Genomic DNA, 20,572 nt, shown 5'->3' with positions numbered 1-20,572 from the left:
TTTGTTTATTAATTTAAATGTCTCACAATTTCATCTATAAAAGATTTATAATTTCTTTTTTCTAAAAACAAATCAAAGGATTCTCTATTTTTTTCTGTATTAGTATTTAATGCATGTATCATGGCCTTTTTAAGTTTTTGGGCATCTAAAACTGGGCATGTAATTAATCCTTCAATATTGTCAATACCACCAGCTGAGAGAGTACTAACCACTTTATGATTTTGAGACATCATTTGTAATAAAACATTTGGAAATCCTTCGATTCTTGAAGACATAACACATAGTTTGGCATATTTAAAATATGGATACACATTGTTTGTGAATCCTTTTAAAACTATTTTATCTTCTAATTTTAATAGTTTAATTTGTTCAGTCAACTCTTTCCTTTTTTCTCCTTCACCAAGTATATATAACTTAAGAGAAGGATATTCCATGTGGAATTGAGAAAATGAGTCTATTAGTATATCAAATCCTTTTTTTGGATGTAAAGATCCTGCTGCCACTATAAATTCAGTGTTATTTAAGCCATCTATATCTTCACTTGCTTTTTGATTTATAATTTCAAGATTAATGGGGTTGTCAATTACACAGATATTTACTTTTTTAGCTAACCAAGGTAGTCCTTCTATTAGTTGATTTTTCATAAATTCAGTTTGACAAATAACTAAATCAACTTTAGGATAACCAACTTTATAACCTATAACATATCTTTTTAATTTCAGTCCAGACATCAGTTTAAAGATGGAATTAGATTCCCTAACAATTATTTTGGTTTTTTTCAAAAAACCAAGTCTTTTATAAAAACCAATAGAGCTATTGATTAGTGTTTGAGTACTAAAGCTATATGATATTTTTTTCGTTAAGAAAACATATAATAATATAGGAAAAAGTAGTAAAAAAGCAAATTTCACATATTTATTACCAAATGGAAGATATTTAACTGTGCCTTTTTTTTCCATAAAGTCCCAGCAACCCATATTTCTTTTAGAGAGACAAATTACATAGCAATTTTTTCCATTATTGACTAAATAATGAAACATATTTATTTGATGCTGTTCTGCACCACCACCAAATGTGTCTGAAGTGACTATGGTAAACCAATCAATTTTTCGTTTATTTTTCAAAGTTTTATTTTGCTATATTTAATTGTTATCATTTTTTACAATCCAATATAAATTAAATCTACTTTTTATAGGGTTTTATAAAACAATCTTGCTTTTTCACTAATTAAGAATTTCTAAGAACAAATCTTCATATTTTTGGAGTATTTTTTCTTTACTAAATTTCCTATTAACGGAATTACTTATTGATTGTGGATCCCATTGGTAAATTGTAGTTGATTTGATAATACTTTCAACATATTCTTTTTCCGTATCAGCAATAAAACCATTAATTCCTTCTTCTATTATTTCGTTTAACCCACCTGGGGCACGAAAAGCAATAATGGGAACACCAACGGCACAACTTTCTATTAAACAATTAGGAAAACCTTCAACAAAAGCTCCCTGAAGAAATAAATCACTTTCAGCCAGATATTTAGAAACTTCATTGGTATAAGGTATATGGACAATTTTATCACGGATACCTAACTCATCGATTAAGTTAAATATGTTCTTATTTTCAGGGCCATCTCCTATAATTGTATATATATAAGGAAAAGGCAATTTAGAAATTGCATGAATAATTCTTTCATGTCCTTTTTGCTTTTTTAATCTAGCTACAGTTATAAATTTAACAATATTTGTTTTTTCTGCATTTTGAAGTTTTAATTTGAAATTGTCAGTAATTGGATTATTTATGATTCTTAATTTTTCCTGAGGGATTTTGTAGTTTAGCATCATATCATTATACATATCTTTTGACTGACATAGAATAATATCCAAAAATTTATAACTGACATGTGCTAGTGGAAGTGAAGAATAGAATTTCTTTTCCCCCCCAAATTCTTTTTTTACACTTAATACATTTACTTCTCTACCAATAAATTTAATTTTTGAAAAAAAAACTGATAAAAATCCCATTACTGTATTAACGTGAGTAATGGAACTTAAAACAATATCTGGTTTGTTTTTTATTATTAAAAAAATAAAAGACGGTATGGCAAAAAGAACTCTAGACTTATTTAAATAAATCAACTTGATATCCTTAACGCTGTAATCAGTATCTTTTGGATAACCGGCAATAAGAAGTATGGGTTCAAACTTTTCTTTATCAATATTTTGAGCAATAAAGGAAATAACTCTTTCTGCTCCACCAGGCACTAATGATGGTAATACAAAAACTATTTTTTTTTTTGGTCTATTGTTCATTAATTGTTTTTGGGATTTTATAAGTATTTTCTAAATCAGATTAACGCTTTCAACTGGGATTTTAAAGATTAAAATTATTAAAAACGACAAAAATAAATTAAATATTCTGCAAATATCTTTTATTTTAATTGGGATATCAAAATTATTCTGCAAACAGTAGTTTTACAGCCTCAATCTACACTAATTCAACTTAATTTTATATTTAAAAATTGAATAAACACTATAGACATTTTTTTCATATATTAGATTTAATTTGATAAAATTATTTAGTATAAATTATAATATTAAGTTAATTTAGCCTAAAAGCTAAACAAGAATTTAATTATGATCAAGTCAAAACAAGACTATCTGTATTATTTGAAAGCCGATAGAAAAGCTTTAAATATTCCAGATAAACCAAATTGGATAAAAGAAATAATTTTGCCTAATTATATTTGGGTTTTTCAAAAAAGATTACGCAAATTGGAGTATTTAAAAAATTGTAGAAACGACTTAATAGGAAAAATCACTTATGTAATATTGAAAGTTAGATTTAGGAAATTAGGAATTCGCCTTGGGTTTTCAATTCCTGAAAATATTTTTGGGCCAGGCCTTTCTATTGCCCATTATGGAACAATCGTTGTTAATTCTAAAACGAAAGTGGGTAAAAACTGCCGTATCCATGTTTGTACTAATATTGGTGCTTCGGGAGGGAATCCAAAAGCACCCGTAATTGGAGATAATGTTTATATCGCCCCAGGAGTCAAAATTTATGGTGATATAGAAATAGGCAATAATATCGCCATTGCCCCTAACTCATCTGTAAATAAAACATTTTTAGAACCTAATGTATTGATTGCTGGATCACCAGCTAAGATAATTAAGAAAATAGATATCAGTAAATTAATTCCAAATAGTACAGAATAGACTATTATTGCTGATTTTTTTTATGAATTTTTTTTGATAAAATTTCAGAACCTAATATATAGCTTGTTACATCCCCAAAATAAATTTTATCTTTTACCAAGTAAAAATCTATTACTATATACTCAATTATGATGTTATTTCTTGTAGATTATATAATTTATTATTCTTTTCTACTAATAGTTGATATTGTATCCACATTGTACAAAATGTAATATAATAAAAATTGAAAAAATTATGATTTGCCAATAAAAACATAAATAGCGCAATTGTTTGCATAATTAAATGAGGTGCAAATTTAAAATAAATATATCCTCTCCTAAACATCACAAAGAACATCGCTAACATAATAAAGAATGGTAACAATCCAGATTCTCCAAGAACCATTAGAAATGAATTATGGACCCCCATAGAGGAAATTCCTGATAAAGAGCCCCAACCGTTTCCGATAATAGGGGAGTCTAATATTTGGTCATAAAATAATGCCCAGGTTTCTGTTCTAGAGTCTTCGCTAATTACTTCGGTTGAAACCTTCTCATTTGTGACAATATTTTTAAGTTGTTGAAATCTGGGGTTGCTTAGTCCTACAATTTCATCAATTAAGAAAAGGGTACTTACAATTAAGAAACCTAGTCCTAGCATTCTAATGTTTTTAATACTAATTCTGAGAGATATTAAATTTAATAAAATCCAAATAACAATAAAAGTTCGAGAAAATGTTAATAGTCCCATTAGGGTAAAAACAAATTGTCCTATGAGTTTAAGTATTTGATTGTTTAAACCATAAGTTAAGGCAAATGCATAAATGCAAATAAACCCAGCTGTATTTGGGTTTATGTAAAAACCACCATAGCGCCCAAATTTACTTGGAAAAAACATTGCTTCTATACCAATACTTAATCCTCCAATTAGCAAAACAAAAAACATATCTAATTTACTCATGTTTTTTATAAGTTCGAAACCACAAATAATTACAATAAAATACTTTATACAATTAAGAATGAAAACACTATCGGTACCGTAATATTGAAAACTGGAAATTACAAAATAAAATAAGGCCAAAACAATCATCCAGCCGTTTGGTTCCGTTTTTTTCTCTAAAATGTAATAAACAGCTAAAAACACTATAGTAGCGTAGCTGAGTAAACTACCAATTACAGGCGTAGTATTAACTAGTAAAATGGATGGTAAGTTTAGTAAAACTAATGTGGCTATTATAAATTTTAATATTTTCATCTTTACATTAATTATTAAATCAATGAGCTAATTACTTCTTCCCATTTTTTGACCACGGTATCGCTGTGAAAGCGCTCTGTAGCTAGTTTTGCATTTTTTGAAAATTTTACTCTAAGTTGTTCGTTATCAATAAGAGTTTTTAATCTTTTTTCTAACATTTCCTGATCTCCCACAGGAATTAAATAGCCATTTTTACCATTTTCAATAATTTCTGATGGCCCAAAATTACAATCTGTAGAAATAGTAGGCATACCAAAATACATAGCTTCTAATAGCGCATTAGGAAATCCTTCTGTTCTAGAAGCAAATACAAAAACCCCAGCACTATTGTAATACTTGTGAATATCCTTTACTTTTCCTAAAAGCTTAACCGAATCTTGTAAGTTGCTAATTTTAATTAATTCTTTTAAATTATTTTCCATTGGTCCAACTCCTACAATTAAAAGTTTCCAATCGTTAGATTTAACTCCTTTAAAAGCATTGATAATTAAATCATGGCATTTATTTTTATCTAATCTGCCTACAGTAAGAATGATATTTTCTTTTTTAACTTTGTCATCTCTTAACGAAGATAAATCTTTAGAGATTGGATTTGGAAGGATAACTATTTTATTAGACTTAATTCTATCCTTATAAAATTTTTTAACACCCTCTGTTTGAAGGATCAATTTATCAGCTTTTGGATAAACTAAATGCCTCATTAAAACCCAAAATTTAGGAACATCTGTTATCATTGGATTATTTCTCTCGCTAATAATACTTGGTATTTTATTTAATTTGGCAGCTAGTGTTGCCACAATATTAGCAGAGGTTATAAAGCCAATTATAATGTCTATTTTTTCAGTTTTTATAACCTTTGAAACTCCTTTTAGTAGCTCTAAATTAAGTCTTAATGATTGGAAAATTGATGTAGGGGTAGATATGGTTTCTTTACATGCTATAACTTTTATTTTTTCATTAAGGCTATAAAAAGGATCGTCTTTCACAAATGTAATGATAACAATATCATATTTATTAATTAACTCATTGCTTAGCGTAGATATAACACGTTCAGCCCCTCCTGAGGAAAGGGAACCAATTACAAAACCAATTTTCTTTTTTTTATTGTTCAAAACTAAAAGGTTATTTATTTGTAAATAATTTATGTTGTAATAATTTTTTCATTCTTAAGCAAAAAACTTTAAAGCCTTTGATAAATATAAATAATAAAACACCATAGATTAGTGTCACTATTGATGTTACTTTAAATAAGTAAATAGCCCAATTAATTAGATTAGATGAACTTTTATTATAAGGAAAATGGCTGACTATATAATTTATTAAAAAAGCAGATATAAAAAAAACGATTGTCACGGGCATAATGCCTTTCCAATAATGCCAAACGTTTTTTTTAAAACCATTTTTATATAAAAAATAAGGTTTCCAAATTATTACAATTAGTGTGGCACTAACTAATGTTCCGAGTAAAATTCCTTCTATACCCCATATTCTACCAAAAAAGTATGATATGGCAAGATTTAAAATAACTTCCGTTGCTGGTGCCCAAGTGTCAGAATACAAACCATAGGCATTTTTATAGCGTTCTATAGGTGTACTTATCTCGTAAATAAAAAAATTGGCTATCATTAGTAACAAAACACTGTTTGCCATTATGTATTCTGCACCAAGCCATAATATTATAAAAGGTTCCATAATATAGTAAATTATCATACTAAAAAAACCAGCTATAAAAAATTGGACAGCTATTAACTCCCAAAAAATTTTATTAATATTTTCTTTATCATTTTCTGCCACTAAATTACCAATTGCAGAACCCGTACCAGCAAATGCCATTTTAACCAAACCACTAAGTTTTAGGAAAATTAATTGATAGTTCCCAAAGAATGCAACGCTTTGTAAGTTTACTAAGGCGTAAACAAGAATATTATCCGTGCCCCCTTTAACAAAAACACTAATTTTATGAATAAATACCTGTTTTATTGTTTTTATTAATTCTGGATATTCTTTTATAATTTCAGCTTTTTGGGATGAATTTAATATCAGCCAAGGATAGTGTTCTTTCACTTTACTTCTTAATACAATACTATATATTACACTAAAAACTAATTCAAGAGCAATCCACAAATAGAAATTTTGAAGATAAATAGCAACAAAACATTGTATAATTACACGTGTTATATTAAATATTTGAAAATAACTTTGAATTATATAACCCTTTTGGTCTGCCCCTAGTAAACTTTGATGATAGTTAACAAAATAACTTAATAGAGAAGATGATAATAAAGCATAAAATATAAAATATATTAATAATAGAGAAAAAGGGGCATCCTTAAATATTAAAGGAAAAAATAAAGAGGTGATTACACCCAATCCAATTATGATGAAGCCAATTCTTTTATAAAGAACCCCTAATAATGCTACTATTTTATTAATTTCATTTTGATCTTCATCAAAAATGGGTTTATATAGAGCAAAACCAATAGCAGTTCCAATACCTAATTCTGCTAAATTTAGAAAACCAAGTATACTTCTTAATGTAGCATCCAAACCAATAAACTCATCGCCTAAATGATCCAGAAATATTTTTCTTGAAAAGAATTGCACAACAATTGATATCAAGAAAAAAAATACGCCAACCTTAGCATTTTTTATAGATTTGGAGACTCTTGACATTTCAATACTTTATTAGTGTTCATTTCTTATAATTATAAGAAAATATTTGAATAAGTTTTATTTATACTAAAATAATTATGTTTATATAAATTATAAGCACTTATTTGTTTTGTCTTTTAAAACCCCTTTTACATCATATACCAGCCCTTTGGAATTTAATAACTCCTTAAAATTAATATCAAGAAACTCTTTGTGCGCGACCCCTAATACAATCGTATCGAATTCATTTTTTGGTAGTTCAGACAGGGTCGTTAAATTATATTCATGTTGTACTTCCAAGGGATTTGCCCAAGGGTCGTAGATGGTAATATCGAGACCATATTCTTTTAAATGCTTGATGACATCCACTATTTTAGTATTCCTAACGTCTGGGCAGTTTTCTTTAAACGTGATGCCCAACATTAACAGTTTAGCGCCATTAACTTTAATATCATTTTTTAACATCATCTTAACGACTTCACTGGCAATGTATTGTCCCATGCTATCATTGACGCGGCGGCCCGCTAAAATAATTTCGGGATGATAGCCCACTTCTTGTGCCTTCTGTGCTAAATAATAAGGGTCAACACCAATGCAATGACCACCAACTAACCCCGGTTTAAACGGTAAAAAATTCCATTTCGTGCCAGCAGCTTCCAATACCGCATGGGTGTCAATATCGAGAAGGTTAAAAATCTTTGCCAATTCATTCACAAAGGCAATATTAATGTCACGTTGGGAATTCTCAATAACCTTAGCAGCCTCGGCCACCTTAATGCTAGGAGCAAGGTGGGTACCTGCGGAAATCACACTGGCATATAAATTATTGACTTTAATCCCAATCTCTGGTGTAGAACCCGCAGTGACCTTTAAAATTTTATCAACGGTATGCTCTTTATCCCCAGGGTTGATACGCTCTGGTGAATAGCCTGCAAAAAAATCTGTGTTGAATGTAAGGCCGCTTATTTTTTCTAGAATAGGCACACATTCATCTTCCGTTACGCCAGGATATACCGTGGATTCATAAATAACAATATCCCCTTTCTTTAAAACACGTCCCACCGTTTCACTCGATTTGTAAAGAGGGGTTAAATCGGGGCGGTTATTTTTATCAATAGGCGTAGGGACGGTTACTATATAATAGTTACAATCTTTAATGTCCTCCATGTTGGTTGAGCAACATAAACCTATCTCAGCATTTGCTGTGTCTTTTAAAACCGATTTTAAAAGTGTTTCTTCAACTTCTAAAGTCATATCCTTACCTTGTTGCAAATCAGCAATTCGTTTTGTATTGATATCAAACCCAACAACGGCATATTTAGTTGCAAAAAGGCGGGCTAGGGGCAATCCCACATATCCTAAGCCAATGATAGCTATTTTGATGTGTTCCATTTTTAATATTTACTATTTATTATTTATTAATGACTATCGTTTAATCGTTAAATATTTTAATCGGGTATTGTTTTTTTATTTTTCACTATTCACTATTCACTATTCACTATTCACTATTCACTATTCACTATTCACTATTCACTATTCACTATTCACTATTCACTATTCACTATTATTGACCTATGGAATAATATTCAAATCCGATGGTTTCCATGCTCGATTTATCTAAAATATTTCTGCCATCAAAGATAAAGGCTGGTTTTTTCATGTCCTTATAAATCCTCACCCAATCATACGTTTTAAACTCATCCCATTCGGTCATAATGGCAACTGCATGGGCGTCCTTTAAGGCTTCGTATGGGGTATTAGAAGATTCAACATACTTTAGATTGTCTGCTTCCGTCCGCGTGTTTAGGTAATTCAAGTCTGTTTGGATTTTAACCGCAGACACTTTAGGGTCGTAAACTGAAATATATGCTTGCTCGCTTACTAAATGATCGGCCACATAAATGGCAGCAGACTCTCTGGTATCATTGGTATCCTTTTTAAAAGCCCAACCCAGAAAGCCTATTTTTTTTCCGGAAACTGTATTGTATAATGTTTTTATCAAGCGATCGGAAAAGCGTCTTTTTTGGTGGTCGTTCATAATAATAACCTGTTCCCAATAATTAGCGACTTCGTTTAAACTGTAACTTCTCGCAACATATACTAAATTCAATATGTCCTTTTGAAAACAAGAACCACCAAATCCAACGGAAGCTTTTAAAAATTTAGAGCCAATTCTGGAATCCATGCCAATGGCTTTAGCGACTTCATTAACATTAGCCTCGGTATGCTCGCAAAGCTCTGAAATGGCATTGATAGACGATATACGTTGGGCTAAAAACGCATTCGCCGTTAATTTAGAAAGTTCTGAAGACCACAGATTGGTTCTCAATATCTTCTCTCGAGGCACCCAGCTAGCATAAATAGACGCTAAACTGTCAATGGCTTCTTCCGATTCGCCTCCAATTAATATCCTATCAGGATGTAATAAATCATCAATCGCCGTACCTTCTGCGAGGAACTCAGGATTTGATAAGATATCGAATGTCACACCATTACCTGTGTTTTCAAGGATGCTTTTAATCGCTTGGGCAGTTCTAACAGGCAAAGTCGATTTTTCAACCACTATTTTATCCGTTTTGGCTATGTCTGCAATATTTCTGGCACAAAGTTCTACATGTTTTAAGTCGGATGCCATCCCTTTTCCCTTCCCATAGGTTTTTGTTGGGGTATTTACAGATATAAAAATCATTTCAGATTCATCAATAGCGGTATTGATGTCTGTTGAAAAGAATAAGTTTTTATGCCTGGTTTCCTTAACGATGTCTGCTAAGCCCGGTTCATAAACAGGCAGTTTTGATACATCGTCATCATTCCACGCCGCAATGCGTTCGGCATTGATATCAACGATGGTTATTTTTATATGCGGATTATTTTTCGCAATCACTGCCATGGTAGGACCACCAACGTAGCCAGCACCAATACAACAAATTTTAGTTATTTTCATTTTTCTTATAAATGTTTCCAATACCAATGTACCGCTTCTTTAATGCCGTCATTGATATTAAATTTAGGTTTGTAATTTAATAATTGCTTTGCTTTATCAATAGATGCTAAGGAGTGGGGAATATCCCCAATTCTATTGTCTCTATGTTTTATTTCTACGCTGCTGATGGAGGCATCAAAAGACGACAAATGTGTTTTCAATAAGTTTGTTAATTCCAACAGCGTCGTTCTATCTCCATAGGCCACATTATAAACCGTATTCAATGCCTTTTTATTGTTGGTGGTCAATGCCAACATATTCATCTGAACAACATTATCAATATAAGTAAAATCCCTTGAGTAACTGCCGTCACCGTTGATAATAGGTGATTCATGAGCCATTAATTGCTTTACGAATTTAGGAATCACAGCGGCATAAGCACCGTCTGGGTCTTGCCTTTTCCCAAACACATTAAAATAACGCAATCCGATGGTGTCCAATTGATAGGTTTTATAAAAAATATCGGCATATAATTCATTCACATATTTCGTAATGGCATATGGTGACAAGGGTTTTCCTATAATATCTTCTACTTTTGGTAATGCTTCGTGGTCTCCATAGGTTGATGAGCTAGCGGCATATACAAACCGTTTTACTTTGGCATCCCTGGCTGCTACAAGCATGTTTAAAAATCCAGAAACATTGACATCATTTGTTGTTATAGGGTCGTTAATGGATCTTGGAACAGAACCTAAAGCGGCCTCATGAAGAATATAATCAACACCAACACAGGCCTGATGGCAATCTTCAAGATGTCTGATATCGCCTTCAATGAGTTTAAATAACTTATTTTTTAAAAAAGGTGCTATATTCTCTCGTTTGCCAGTGGAAAAGTTGTCTAGGCAAATGGTGTTTATATGGTTGTCCAGTAGTGTTTCACATAAGTTGGAGCCTATAAAGCCAGCACCTCCTGTAACAAGAATCGTTTTATCTTGTAATGTTTTTAATTGGTCTATAGTCATTAAATTTGGGTTTAATAATATAATTCCTCGATGGCTTTGCCTCGAGGTTTCCGATTTTACCTTCCCTTTGGGGAGGTCGGAATTGTTTTTTCGCAATTCCGGGCGGGGCAACATATAAAATTTCGGTTTTTTGCCCCCATGGACAAAATGAGACCGGTGAAATACCCTATGGCTTGCATCGGGGATAGTCGGTTTCAAGAAATTTTTTATTAAGCCAACGCAAATATGAAAAAAATTAATGGAACCCGTGGTTATTATTATACCAAGTAGGTCTTTTTAACGATGAATGCACATTAATTAAATATAACATAGTCATTTTAAATGCATGTTTTATAATTCGTTCTTTTTAAACCAAACGTTTCTTATGACTTTGGACGTTGGCATCCATTATGAAAAAAACAATCCAGATAGTTATTGGTATATGTTGACTAAAATTTTCATCTATTGTCAACCTGAACTCGCTTGTGCTGAACTTGTTTCAGTATTTCAGGTTCTCAAAACTATGGCTGCTATTAGTGTAAAAGATTCCGAAATAATCCCGATAGCTATTGGGACTGCCTCGAGGATAGTTCGTTTCAAAAAATTCTTTATGTATAATACATTTTAAACCAATCAATAAAACGTTTTACTCCTTCTTTAATGGACGTGTTGGGCCTATAGCCATAATCTTTAATAAGTGCATCTACATTGGCCCATGTGCGTTCCACATCGCCTGGTTGCATTGGTAACATATCTTTTTTAGCTTCCATTTTTAAGTTGGTTTCTATTTCCTTAATAAAATCCAAAAGCTTGACAGAGTTATTGTTACCTATATTATATAATTTGTACAATTCATTATTTTGAACCCGTTCAGTAGTTGGTTTTTCTATAATGCGTACAACACCTTCCACAATATCATCTATATAGGTAAAATCACGTTCCATATTACCATGATTGAACACCTTAATAGATTGGTTTTTTAAAATGGCATCCGTAAATAAAAACATGGCCATATCGGGGCGTCCCCAAGGGCCGTATACGGTAAAAAACCGTAAACCCGTGGTTGGGAATTTAAATAAATGGCTGTAGGTATATGCCATTAACTCATTGCTCTTTTTGGTGGCGGCGTATAAACTGATGGGGTGATCTACGGCATCATCTGTAGAAAAAGGGATTTTTTTGTTTAATCCATATACACTGGAGCTACTGGCATATACCAAATGCTTTACGCCATAATTCCTGCAACACTCCAAAATATTAAGAAAGCCAACCATGTTTGAGTCCACATAGGTTTCAGGATTCTCCAAACTGTATCGTACACCGGCCTGTGCCGCTAAATTACATACCACGTCAAATGTTTCTGTTTCGAATAATTTAGGAAGCTCTGAGCGATCTTCCAAATTCATTTTTACAAATGTGAAATGGCTTGAGTAAGTACTTTTACATACATTATTATAATTTGAAGCGGCTTCTTTATTAATGCCCAATTCATGCAATCTGGCATATTTTAGGTTCACATCGTAATAACCATTGATGTTATCCAAACCAACTACATCATGCCCTTTATTCAATAATACTTTAGATACATAAAAACCTATAAATCCTGCTGCACCTGTAACTAATACTTTCATTTTTTAATATTTGTTTAAAGATATTGTTTTAATTATTGATTATTGATTATTCTTTATTAATTGCTATTATACATTACCCAGAACCCAACAACCTTATCAAAAGTTATTAACAAAACTATGCTATTTTAAATCTCGCTGTTATATTTACCACCTCTTTTTTCCAATAAAACATTTTGTTTTATAAATGTTTATATTTTACTACAAAAATAAATATTTTGTGTAATTTATCTTATTTGTGTGTATTTCAACGGGTTTATTCGAAAAAATAAGCTGCATTTCATCGAAAAAAAAATAATTTAAAAGTAATCTAAAAGTTTAAGGAGTATTATTGCGCTATTATTGATTCCCAAATCTAATATTAGCATTTCATGAAGATTATTTCTAAGTTTACGGCATCAACGTATGCCATGTTAACATGTTACCTCATATTATTATTATTTTCTTCTTGCAACAGAGACGAGTTGTTTGATGAACGGGCATTGCTCTCTGAAGACCCTACTGAAATAGACAAAAAAAAGAAACCATTACCAGAAGTGACCGCTGAAGATACCCCTGAAGATGTTATGGACAATGTTGCAATAGAACTTAAAGCGTTTCCTAGTGCTTATGGTGGTGGCTCTAACACTACTGGAGGTAGAGGAGGTGTCTTGGTAGTAGTAAATACATTAGAAGTTAGTGCTCCTCTTACTTATGATGCTGTTAATGATATTTATAGAGGTGGATTACAACACGCATTAGAGGATAAGTTAGGAGGCAGGCCTAGAACTATTATTTTTACCGTTTCAGGAAACATTAATTTATCTGGACTTAATAACAAACGCATACTATCATCTAATAATGATATAACCATTTTAGGACAATCCGCACCTTTGGGGGGCATCACTTTACATGATGGTTACATTTATATGTATAAAAGCAACAATTTAGTAATGCGTTATATTAGAAGCAGGCCCAGAATTACTCAAGGGAATCCCATTCCAGACGAACCTAATTCCGGTATACAAGCAGGCGGCGATAATATCATTATCGACCATTGTTCCGTTAGTTGGGGGGGAAATAAAGCCTTGGTACTAGGAGGAAATGAAAATACATCTGGAGGTTTTGGACAAACGGTACAACGGTGTTCCGTTAGTGATTCCCATACTTATATGCAAGTGAGTTCACAAAATCCTGCCATCTTTCCTGATAGGGGAAACTTATCTATTTATCATAACATGTTTGCTAGAGGCGGTAATAGAACTCCAAATACCGGAGGTACTGGAGGCTATATTGATGTTATCAATAATGTTATTCAATCTGGCGGAACCAAATTAATAGTTGTTCAATATAGTGATAATGCAAAAGTTAATGCAGACAGGAATTATTATAAAATACCCCAAGATTGGATAAAAACCAATGAATTTCAAATGAATGGTGGTTCTGTAAGCGCTCAGAATCCTACTGGAGCCTATTTTGAGAAACTGCAATTACATTCTAGGGGTAATTATTATGAAAATAATAACGGCGTGATTTTAAATGGAAGCGAGAATATAGACAAAAATGACAATTCTGTAATTTGGACTTATAGGATGGGATCTAAAAATATACCTCAATATACACCCATTGACACTAATTATTTAGTTGAAGATGAATTTGATGGTATTCCTAATAAACCACCTTTTATGTCCGCTGTTCAAGCGTATGAGTCTATTATTGGAAATTCAGATGTTGGAGCCAATAGGTATATAGACAATGATGGTAATGTGAGGTTTTACATGGATAGTTGGGATGCTGATTTAATAGCTGGTATCAAAGCCAATAGAATGGCAGAATATAAAAACTCAGCAAATTGGATTCTTCCAGTAATACCATCAAATAAAAGACCGGATAATTGGAGTAGCATTGGTGATGGTATCCCAGATTTTTGGAGAGCTATGAATATGCCAGAGGGAGCAAAATACAATGACTTAGCAACAAATGGCTATACATGGATTGAAGTATTTTATAATAAAGTAGATTTATAATTAGATAAATTTAGTTCGGTAATTAAAATATTTTTACTTGAACCAACTTGAAAAGACCTTTAAATAATGATTTTATCGAAGGTCTTTTTTAATTTAAAATCACTACTATTATCATATAAGTAATATACGAAGTATGCATGTTGTGTTTTAACATTGTAATCATTCATAATACTAACTTCATTATTTTTGACCAATAAATTAAAGCTATATGGTTGGAGTCCCTGTTTTGACTTTTTGAGGCTCTGTTACAAAAGGGAAGACAGAATATGTTAATGCTCCAATAATTAAAAAAATACAATAAAGAAAAAATTCTTAAAGATTATGAGAATTTATTTATAGAATTAATCAAAAATAATTTCAATTGAAAGTATTACAAATAATTACTTCGCTTTTAGCTAGAGGTGCTGAAAAGCTATTTATGAATGCTGTTGTTGAATATAGAAAAATGGGCATATATGTAGATATTCTTGTGTTAAGAGGGTCACTTTACCTTTTTTAGACAAACTTGAACCATACCCTCAAGTAAACGTTTTCTCTCTTGGCAACTAGACAAATGTTTACAACCCACTTAATGTATTTAAAATATATAAATTCCTTAACAATTACGATATAGTTCATGTGCATTTATTCCCCACACTGTATTGGGTGGCTTTTGCGGACGTCCTTAGAGTTGGGAAAAGAAATTATAAATTAGTTTATTTAAAGTTTTTGATAAAATTACTTATAGCAGATTCCATAAAATAGTTAGTATCTCTGATGCTGTCGATATTAATTTGAGAAACCACCTTGGGAAAGGTTTTAATAACATTGTTAAAATTTATAATGGGATAGATTTAAAGGAAATTTATGAAGCGGTTCCATACTCAAAAAAAAGAACTTCATTTTGCTGACTAAGACAAACTCATTATACAAGTACCCAGTTTTACAACTCAAAAAAATCAATTAACGTTAATAAAAAGTCTAAAATCCCTACCAGAAAATTATTCTTTACTTTTGGTTGGAGATGGTGAACTAAAATCACCTTATATTAACAAGACCAAAGAATTAGGGTTAGATGATAGAGTCCACTTTTATGGAATTAGAAAGGAAGTAACAAAATTATTTAAATCTGTTGATGTTGTAGTGCTTTCTTCATTTTGAAGGGCTATCACTGTCCAGTGTAGAAGGCTTGGCATCGGGTAACCCCTTTATCGCATCTGATGTGCCAGGGCTCACAGAAGTTGTTGAGGGTGCTGGGTTGCTTTTTGAAGACAATAATGAAAATCAATTGGCTGAATTAAATTTAAAACTTATTGATGATAAATATTATAATTCGGAAATAGTGGGCAAATGTATGGTAAGAGCCAAAAAATTTGATATGATTAAAATGACTAAAGAATATTTCAATTTTTATAAAGAGCTAAGTTTGAAATAAGTTGAGTGTTGATATTTTTTTTAATTTAAAATTAAAATACTTTATTGAAGTATTCTTTATTATTTTAAAATCTTGAAAAACAAGCTTCAAATTGTATTTTTTATCTTGTGTAAAGCACAATCTAATTTCTCCCGACACTTGTTTTAAAGCTGTTTGTGTTTATTTTACTATGTCTTACCTTCTAGGTGTAAAAAAAACGGTTAAACTCAATAAGATAAAATGATCAATTGTATTTAGCCGAATATAAATATGCTTTAAACGAAATAACAAAAAACTTCTCTGTTTACATGAAAAGTATCCTTAAATTTGTCTCAGCTAATACAAAATTGAATTGATTAATAGCAACATTAATTTAACTGTATTAAGTGTTACATATAAAACTCTCTATTTTTATCTAATTCCCAATAACAGATAGAAGATATAACATTTAACAACGGACTAATTAAGCTAATAATAATAATAATATATTGATTTTGTTTTACATACACATAAGAGAGAGTACAAGCAGAACGAATTTTTGTTTTAAAAGACAGGGTAATTAATTTACTGTGGGTGCCTTATTATGTCATAAATTTAAAGAGGTTTAATATTAAATAAATGTTGACTAAGACTAAAATATATTTATCATCACCTCACATGGGCGGTTCTGAGCAAAAATTTGTTAATGCTGCCTTTGATACGAATTGGATAGCCCCTTTGGGTCCCAATGTAGATGGTTTTGAAAAAGATATCCAAGATTATTTAGGAGACCATACGCATGTTGCCGTATTAAGTTCAGGAACGGCTGCCATACATTTAGCCCTGCAATTATTAAACGTTTCTAAAGGCGATGAAGTTTTATGCCAAAGTTTTACATTTTCTGCATCGGCAAACCCCATTGTGTACCTTGGTGCTACGCCTGTATTTATTGACAGCGAGCCAGACACTTGGAACATATCTCCAGAATTATTGGAGATTGCGATTAGGGATCGCATAGAAAAATATAAAAAACCAAAAGCCATTATAGCAGTTCATTTATATGGCATGCCATATAAAGTGGACGAGATAAACGCTATTGCAAAAAAATATGATATTCCCGTAATTGAAGATAGTGCTGAAGCTCTAGGGAGCAACTATTATGGTAAGCCTTGTGGCGCATTATCTGATATTGGAATCCTATCGTTTAATGGAAATAAAATAATTACAACGTCCGGTGGCGGGGCTTTAATTGCCCGTACTGAAGCGCTAAAAACCAAAGCTGTGTTTTTATCGACACAAGCTAGAGATCATGCTCCCCATTACGAGCACTCATCTATTGGATATAACTATAGAATGAGCAATGTGTTAGCGGGTATTGGCCGTGGACAAATGGAAGTGCTTGATAAAAGGGTAGCGGCAAGAAGACAAAATTTCGATTTTTATAAAAAGCATTTATCAACATACGATTCCATATCATTTTTGGAAGAACCAGAAGGATGCTTTTCAAATAGATGGATTACCTGTATAATAACGGATTCATTTAAATTAAGGGAACAGATAAGGTTGGAATTACAACTTGACGATATTGAGTCGAGACCCTTATGGAAACCCATGAATATGCAACCCATTTTTAAAGATTGCTTACATTTTACGGATGGCACTTCTGAAACACTTTTTGACAAAGGGCTATGTTTACCAAGTGGTTCTAATTTAACACAAGAAGATTTATATAGAATTTTAAATACCGTTACAAAAACCCTCGACCTATGATAAATAATTACTTTTCCTACTATTCACAAAAATACGCTTCCAAATGGCTTGTTTTTGGTATCGATTTATCAATCATTTTAGTAAGTTTCTTTTTGGCCTATTTCATTAGGTTTAATTTTACTTTAAATTTTGATTTAAACCAGTTTTTATTACAAATACCTTTTCTCTTGGTGGTATCTGCCATAAGTTTTTTGGCTATTGGTTCTTTTAAAAGTGTTATAAGACATACAGGTTTTACAGACATCATAAATCTTTTTAGATCAGTTTCCCTTATTACAGTGATTTGTATTTTATTTGTACTAATAAATAGATTCACAAGCATCGTCCCAGGGTTTACCATACCGCTTTCTATCATCGTGATTCATGCCTTTTTCAGTTTTGTTTTTTTAAGTTTAAGTAGACTCCTTTTCAAGTTGGGCTATAATCATGTGAAATGTAGGTTTGTGGCATCAAAAAATATTCTTATTTATGGAGCAGGTGATGCTGGTATTATTACTTATAATGCCTTGATAAACAATGTTAAAGAAAGGCTTAATGTTGTTGGCTTTATAGATGATAATTTTAGTAAGAATGGAAAGTCGATCAATGGCATTTCTATTTTACATAAGAGTAAAATAAATCAGCGGTATATAGATGCTCATCATATTAATGAAATAATTGTGACCTCTGAAAATATTATAAAAGATAAATTAATGAGTCTGGTGGCTTTAAATGTTAAAATTAATAAAGTACCGCCTATTGAAAAATGGATTAATGGGGAATTAAATATCGGACAAATAAGGCAGGTCCAAATTGAGGATCTTTTAGGACGTGACCCCATACAAATTGATAATCCAAACCTTATTAATGAATTTAAGGGTGAAACCATATTAATAACTGGGGCGGCTGGCTCTATAGGTGGTGAGCTTGTTAAACAATTGTCTTCCTTTGATGTGAATCAATTAATATTGGTAGACCAAGCTGAGTCTCCATTATATGATTTGCAACAAGAATTAAAACAAAACAATAAATTTAACTTTATATCCATCGTTGCAGACATCAGAGATGGCTTGAGACTGGACGGTATTTTTCAAAATTATAAGCCTACAATGGTTTTTCATGCGGCTGCATATAAACATGTGCCATTAATGGAAGATTCTCCATATGAATCCATCAAAATTAATATTCATGGCACCAAACTTTTAGCAGATACTGCATCGCGCTATAATGTTAAGAAATTTGTTTTTATATCAACAGACAAAGCTGTAAATCCAACAAGTGTTATGGGGGCTACAAAAAGAATAGCTGAAATGTATATTAGTTGTTTACAGAAAGAAAGTCATACAAAATTTATCATTACAAGGTTTGGCAATGTTTTAGGCTCGAATGGTTCTGTTATTCCGTTATTTAAAAAACAGATAGAAAAAGGTGGTCCAATAACATTAACACACAAAGATATTACTAGATATTTCATGACGATTCCAGAAGCATCCCAGTTGGTTCTAGAAGCTGGAACCATGGGTAAAGGTGGTGAAATATTTATTTTTGATATGGGTGATTCTGTTAAGATTTATGACCTCGCTAAGAATATGATTAAATTATCTGGGTTTAAATATCCTGAAGAAATGGAGATTAAAGTTACAGGGTTACGCCCTGGAGAAAAGCTATATGAGGAACTTTTGGCGAACGGAGAAAATACCTTGGCGACCTATCATAAAAAGATATTAATTAGTAAGACTAGGGAACTTGACTATAATAGTATTAAATCTCAAATAGAAGCGTTATGTATTACCAATCGCTTTCAAAATAACAATATAGTAATGAAAATGAAAGATTTGATACCGGAATATAAATCAAATAACTCTGATTATGAACGATTTGACAAAAGAGTTCAAATTTATAAAAAAGCCAAAGGCCTTTCGGAAGACCAACCAAAGAAACCTTTTAGAAACTTATCATAATATCTTTAATTTTTATTACTTTCCCCAAATAATCTTAAGAATGAGAATTTTAAATTCATTAAAAACGTTGCGCGCTTGTACAATTATTGTTTTGGCGTTATTTTTAACGTCTTGTGCATCCAAAAAAGAAGTTGTTTATTTTCAAAATGCCAAAGATTTTGAAACAATCGTTAATACCGACACATTCGCTTCTAGATTTAAAATAAATGATATCGTTTCCATTAATGTTTCTACATTTAATTTAGAAGCAGTGAGGCCATTTAATTTAATTAAAAATGCGGGCAGTGAAAACGGAAGAGTGGAAGAGCTCGATTATTTAATAGACAATGAAGGGAATATAGATTATCCTGTGTTAGGAAAAATTAAATTATTGGGTTTAACTGTAGAAGAGGCTAAGCAATTATTCAAAGAAAAACTGAACGACTACCTTAGCGATCCCATCATTAATATTAGAATCCTTAATTTTAGGGTCACTATTTTAGGTGAAGTAGGTAAACCAGGTACATACGCGGTATCAGGAGAACGAAGCAGCATTCTTGAAGCAATTGGACTGGCGGGTGATTTAACCATTAAAGGCAGACGGGACAATGTCATGGTAATCAGGGATTTTAATGGTACAAAAACCTATACGAGAATTGATTTAACAACTAAGGAAGCCTTTAATTCGCCAGTATATTTCTTAACTCAAAATGATGTGGTATACATTGAGCCTAACCAGTCGGCCATTAGCGCTTCATCATTCGATACAAGGGTATCCGTAGCCATATCAATTGCATCCATTCTTATTACATCGACCGTTATACTATTAACCCGTCGTTAAAAATTTTATCAT

15 protein-coding genes and 1 pseudogene are annotated in these 20,572 nt (G+C 31.6%); 7 read left to right on the top strand and 9 right to left on the bottom strand.

What is annotated here, in order from left to right; translation table 11 throughout:
- Positions 1 to 8: 8 nt before the first annotated feature.
- Together CSW08_RS14800 and CSW08_RS14795 are read right to left on the bottom strand one after the other, a co-directional pair.
- Positions 9 to 1,124, bottom strand: a complete 1,116-nt coding sequence (locus tag CSW08_RS14800; protein ID WP_106660649.1) for a glycosyltransferase — start codon at positions 1,122 to 1,124, stop codon at positions 9 to 11.
- Positions 1,125 to 1,223: 99 nt separating this feature from the next.
- Entirely contained in the window at positions 1,224 to 2,309 is a 1,086-nt protein-coding gene (locus CSW08_RS14795; protein WP_106660648.1) for a glycosyltransferase, read from the bottom strand.
- Between the two features lie 324 nt (positions 2,310 to 2,633).
- Here CSW08_RS14795 and CSW08_RS14790 point away from each other — a divergent pair, with 324 nt between their 5' ends.
- Positions 2,634 to 3,215: a serine O-acetyltransferase gene (locus CSW08_RS14790; RefSeq protein ID WP_106660647.1), complete on the top strand. Its 582-nt coding sequence runs from the start codon at positions 2,634 to 2,636 to the stop codon at positions 3,213 to 3,215.
- Between the two features lie 126 nt (positions 3,216 to 3,341).
- Here the strand turns inward: CSW08_RS14790 and CSW08_RS14785 are convergent, their stop codons facing one another.
- The 7 genes from CSW08_RS14785 to CSW08_RS14745 form a co-directional block, all read right to left on the bottom strand.
- Positions 3,342 to 4,448 carry an O-antigen ligase family protein gene (locus tag CSW08_RS14785; RefSeq protein ID WP_106660646.1) on the bottom strand — a complete coding sequence of 369 codons (1,107 nt, stop codon included), beginning with the start codon at positions 4,446 to 4,448 and terminating at the stop codon, positions 3,342 to 3,344.
- Positions 4,449 to 4,462: 14 nt separating this feature from the next.
- On the bottom strand, positions 4,463 to 5,560 hold the full coding sequence (locus CSW08_RS14780) for a glycosyltransferase family 4 protein (protein ID WP_106660645.1): 1,098 nt from the start codon (positions 5,558 to 5,560) through the stop codon (positions 4,463 to 4,465).
- A gap of 10 nt (positions 5,561 to 5,570) precedes the next feature.
- Positions 5,571 to 7,121 (bottom strand): lipopolysaccharide biosynthesis protein, encoded by a 1,551-nt coding sequence (locus tag CSW08_RS14775; RefSeq protein WP_106660644.1) that lies wholly within the window; start codon positions 7,119 to 7,121, stop codon positions 5,571 to 5,573.
- Positions 7,122 to 7,211: 90 nt separating this feature from the next.
- Entirely contained in the window at positions 7,212 to 8,492 is a 1,281-nt protein-coding gene (locus CSW08_RS14770; RefSeq protein ID WP_162495561.1) for a nucleotide sugar dehydrogenase, read from the bottom strand.
- 172 nt (positions 8,493 to 8,664) lie between these two features.
- A complete protein-coding gene (locus CSW08_RS14760) occupies positions 8,665 to 10,044 on the bottom strand; it encodes a nucleotide sugar dehydrogenase (protein WP_106660733.1) in 1,380 nt (459 codons plus the stop codon).
- A 5-nt stretch (positions 10,045 to 10,049) separates the two neighbouring features.
- Positions 10,050 to 11,045, bottom strand: coding sequence for an SDR family oxidoreductase (locus CSW08_RS14755; protein ID WP_106660732.1), 996 nt, complete (start codon positions 11,043 to 11,045; stop codon positions 10,050 to 10,052).
- Positions 11,046 to 11,632: 587 nt separating this feature from the next.
- Complete coding sequence (locus CSW08_RS14745) at positions 11,633 to 12,655, bottom strand: NAD-dependent epimerase (RefSeq protein ID WP_106660642.1); 1,023 nt, start codon at positions 12,653 to 12,655, stop codon at positions 11,633 to 11,635.
- A 368-nt stretch (positions 12,656 to 13,023) separates the two neighbouring features.
- Here CSW08_RS14745 and CSW08_RS14740 point away from each other — a divergent pair, with 368 nt between their 5' ends.
- From CSW08_RS14740 to CSW08_RS14715, 6 genes and pseudogenes are all read left to right on the top strand, one after another.
- Positions 13,024 to 14,658, top strand: a complete 1,635-nt coding sequence (locus CSW08_RS14740; RefSeq protein WP_106660641.1) for a hypothetical protein — start codon at positions 13,024 to 13,026, stop codon at positions 14,656 to 14,658.
- A 361-nt stretch (positions 14,659 to 15,019) separates the two neighbouring features.
- On the top strand, positions 15,020 to 15,157 hold the full coding sequence (locus CSW08_RS18155) for a hypothetical protein (RefSeq protein WP_157831511.1): 138 nt from the start codon (positions 15,020 to 15,022) through the stop codon (positions 15,155 to 15,157).
- A gap of 404 nt (positions 15,158 to 15,561) precedes the next feature.
- A pseudogene (locus CSW08_RS18535) lies at positions 15,562 to 16,072 on the top strand (glycosyltransferase).
- A gap of 597 nt (positions 16,073 to 16,669) precedes the next feature.
- Complete coding sequence (locus CSW08_RS14725; RefSeq protein ID WP_106660638.1) at positions 16,670 to 17,800, top strand: aminotransferase class I/II-fold pyridoxal phosphate-dependent enzyme; 1,131 nt, start codon at positions 16,670 to 16,672, stop codon at positions 17,798 to 17,800.
- Positions 17,797 to 19,740 carry a nucleoside-diphosphate sugar epimerase/dehydratase gene (locus tag CSW08_RS14720; RefSeq protein WP_106660637.1) on the top strand — a complete coding sequence of 648 codons (1,944 nt, stop codon included), beginning with the start codon at positions 17,797 to 17,799 and terminating at the stop codon, positions 19,738 to 19,740. Before CSW08_RS14725 ends, CSW08_RS14720 begins: the two co-directional genes overlap by 4 nt.
- Before the next feature lie 40 nt (positions 19,741 to 19,780).
- Positions 19,781 to 20,560, top strand: a complete 780-nt coding sequence (locus CSW08_RS14715; protein ID WP_106660636.1) for a polysaccharide biosynthesis/export family protein — start codon at positions 19,781 to 19,783, stop codon at positions 20,558 to 20,560.
- Positions 20,561 to 20,572 lie beyond the last annotated feature (12 nt).

The sequence above is a fragment of the Confluentibacter flavum genome (assembly GCF_002843175.1).
GTDB lineage: Bacteria > Bacteroidota > Bacteroidia > Flavobacteriales > Flavobacteriaceae > Confluentibacter > Confluentibacter flavum.
This window is presented reverse-complemented; position numbering and strand designations above follow the sequence as displayed.

Coding starts and splice junctions, on each gene's coding strand:
- CSW08_RS14740 (WP_106660641.1), top strand. CDS start 13,024: ATGAAGATTATTTCTAAGTTTACGGCATCAACGTATGCCATGTTAACA.
- CSW08_RS14795 (WP_106660648.1), bottom strand. CDS start 2,309: ATGAACAATAGACCAAAAAAAAAAATAGTTTTTGTATTACCATCATTA.
- CSW08_RS14725 (WP_106660638.1), top strand. CDS start 16,670: ATGTTGACTAAGACTAAAATATATTTATCATCACCTCACATGGGCGGT.
- CSW08_RS14785 (WP_106660646.1), bottom strand. CDS start 4,448: ATGAAAATATTAAAATTTATAATAGCCACATTAGTTTTACTAAACTTA.
- CSW08_RS14720 (WP_106660637.1), top strand. CDS start 17,797: ATGATAAATAATTACTTTTCCTACTATTCACAAAAATACGCTTCCAAA.
- CSW08_RS14755 (WP_106660732.1), bottom strand. CDS start 11,045: ATGACTATAGACCAATTAAAAACATTACAAGATAAAACGATTCTTGTT.
- CSW08_RS14715 (WP_106660636.1), top strand. CDS start 19,781: ATGAGAATTTTAAATTCATTAAAAACGTTGCGCGCTTGTACAATTATT.
- CSW08_RS14790 (WP_106660647.1), top strand. CDS start 2,634: ATGATCAAGTCAAAACAAGACTATCTGTATTATTTGAAAGCCGATAGA.
- CSW08_RS14770 (WP_162495561.1), bottom strand. CDS start 8,492: ATGGAACACATCAAAATAGCTATCATTGGCTTAGGATATGTGGGATTG.
- CSW08_RS14760 (WP_106660733.1), bottom strand. CDS start 10,044: ATGAAAATAACTAAAATTTGTTGTATTGGTGCTGGCTACGTTGGTGGT.
- CSW08_RS14745 (WP_106660642.1), bottom strand. CDS start 12,655: ATGAAAGTATTAGTTACAGGTGCAGCAGGATTTATAGGTTTTTATGTA.
- CSW08_RS14775 (WP_106660644.1), bottom strand. CDS start 7,121: ATGTCAAGAGTCTCCAAATCTATAAAAAATGCTAAGGTTGGCGTATTT.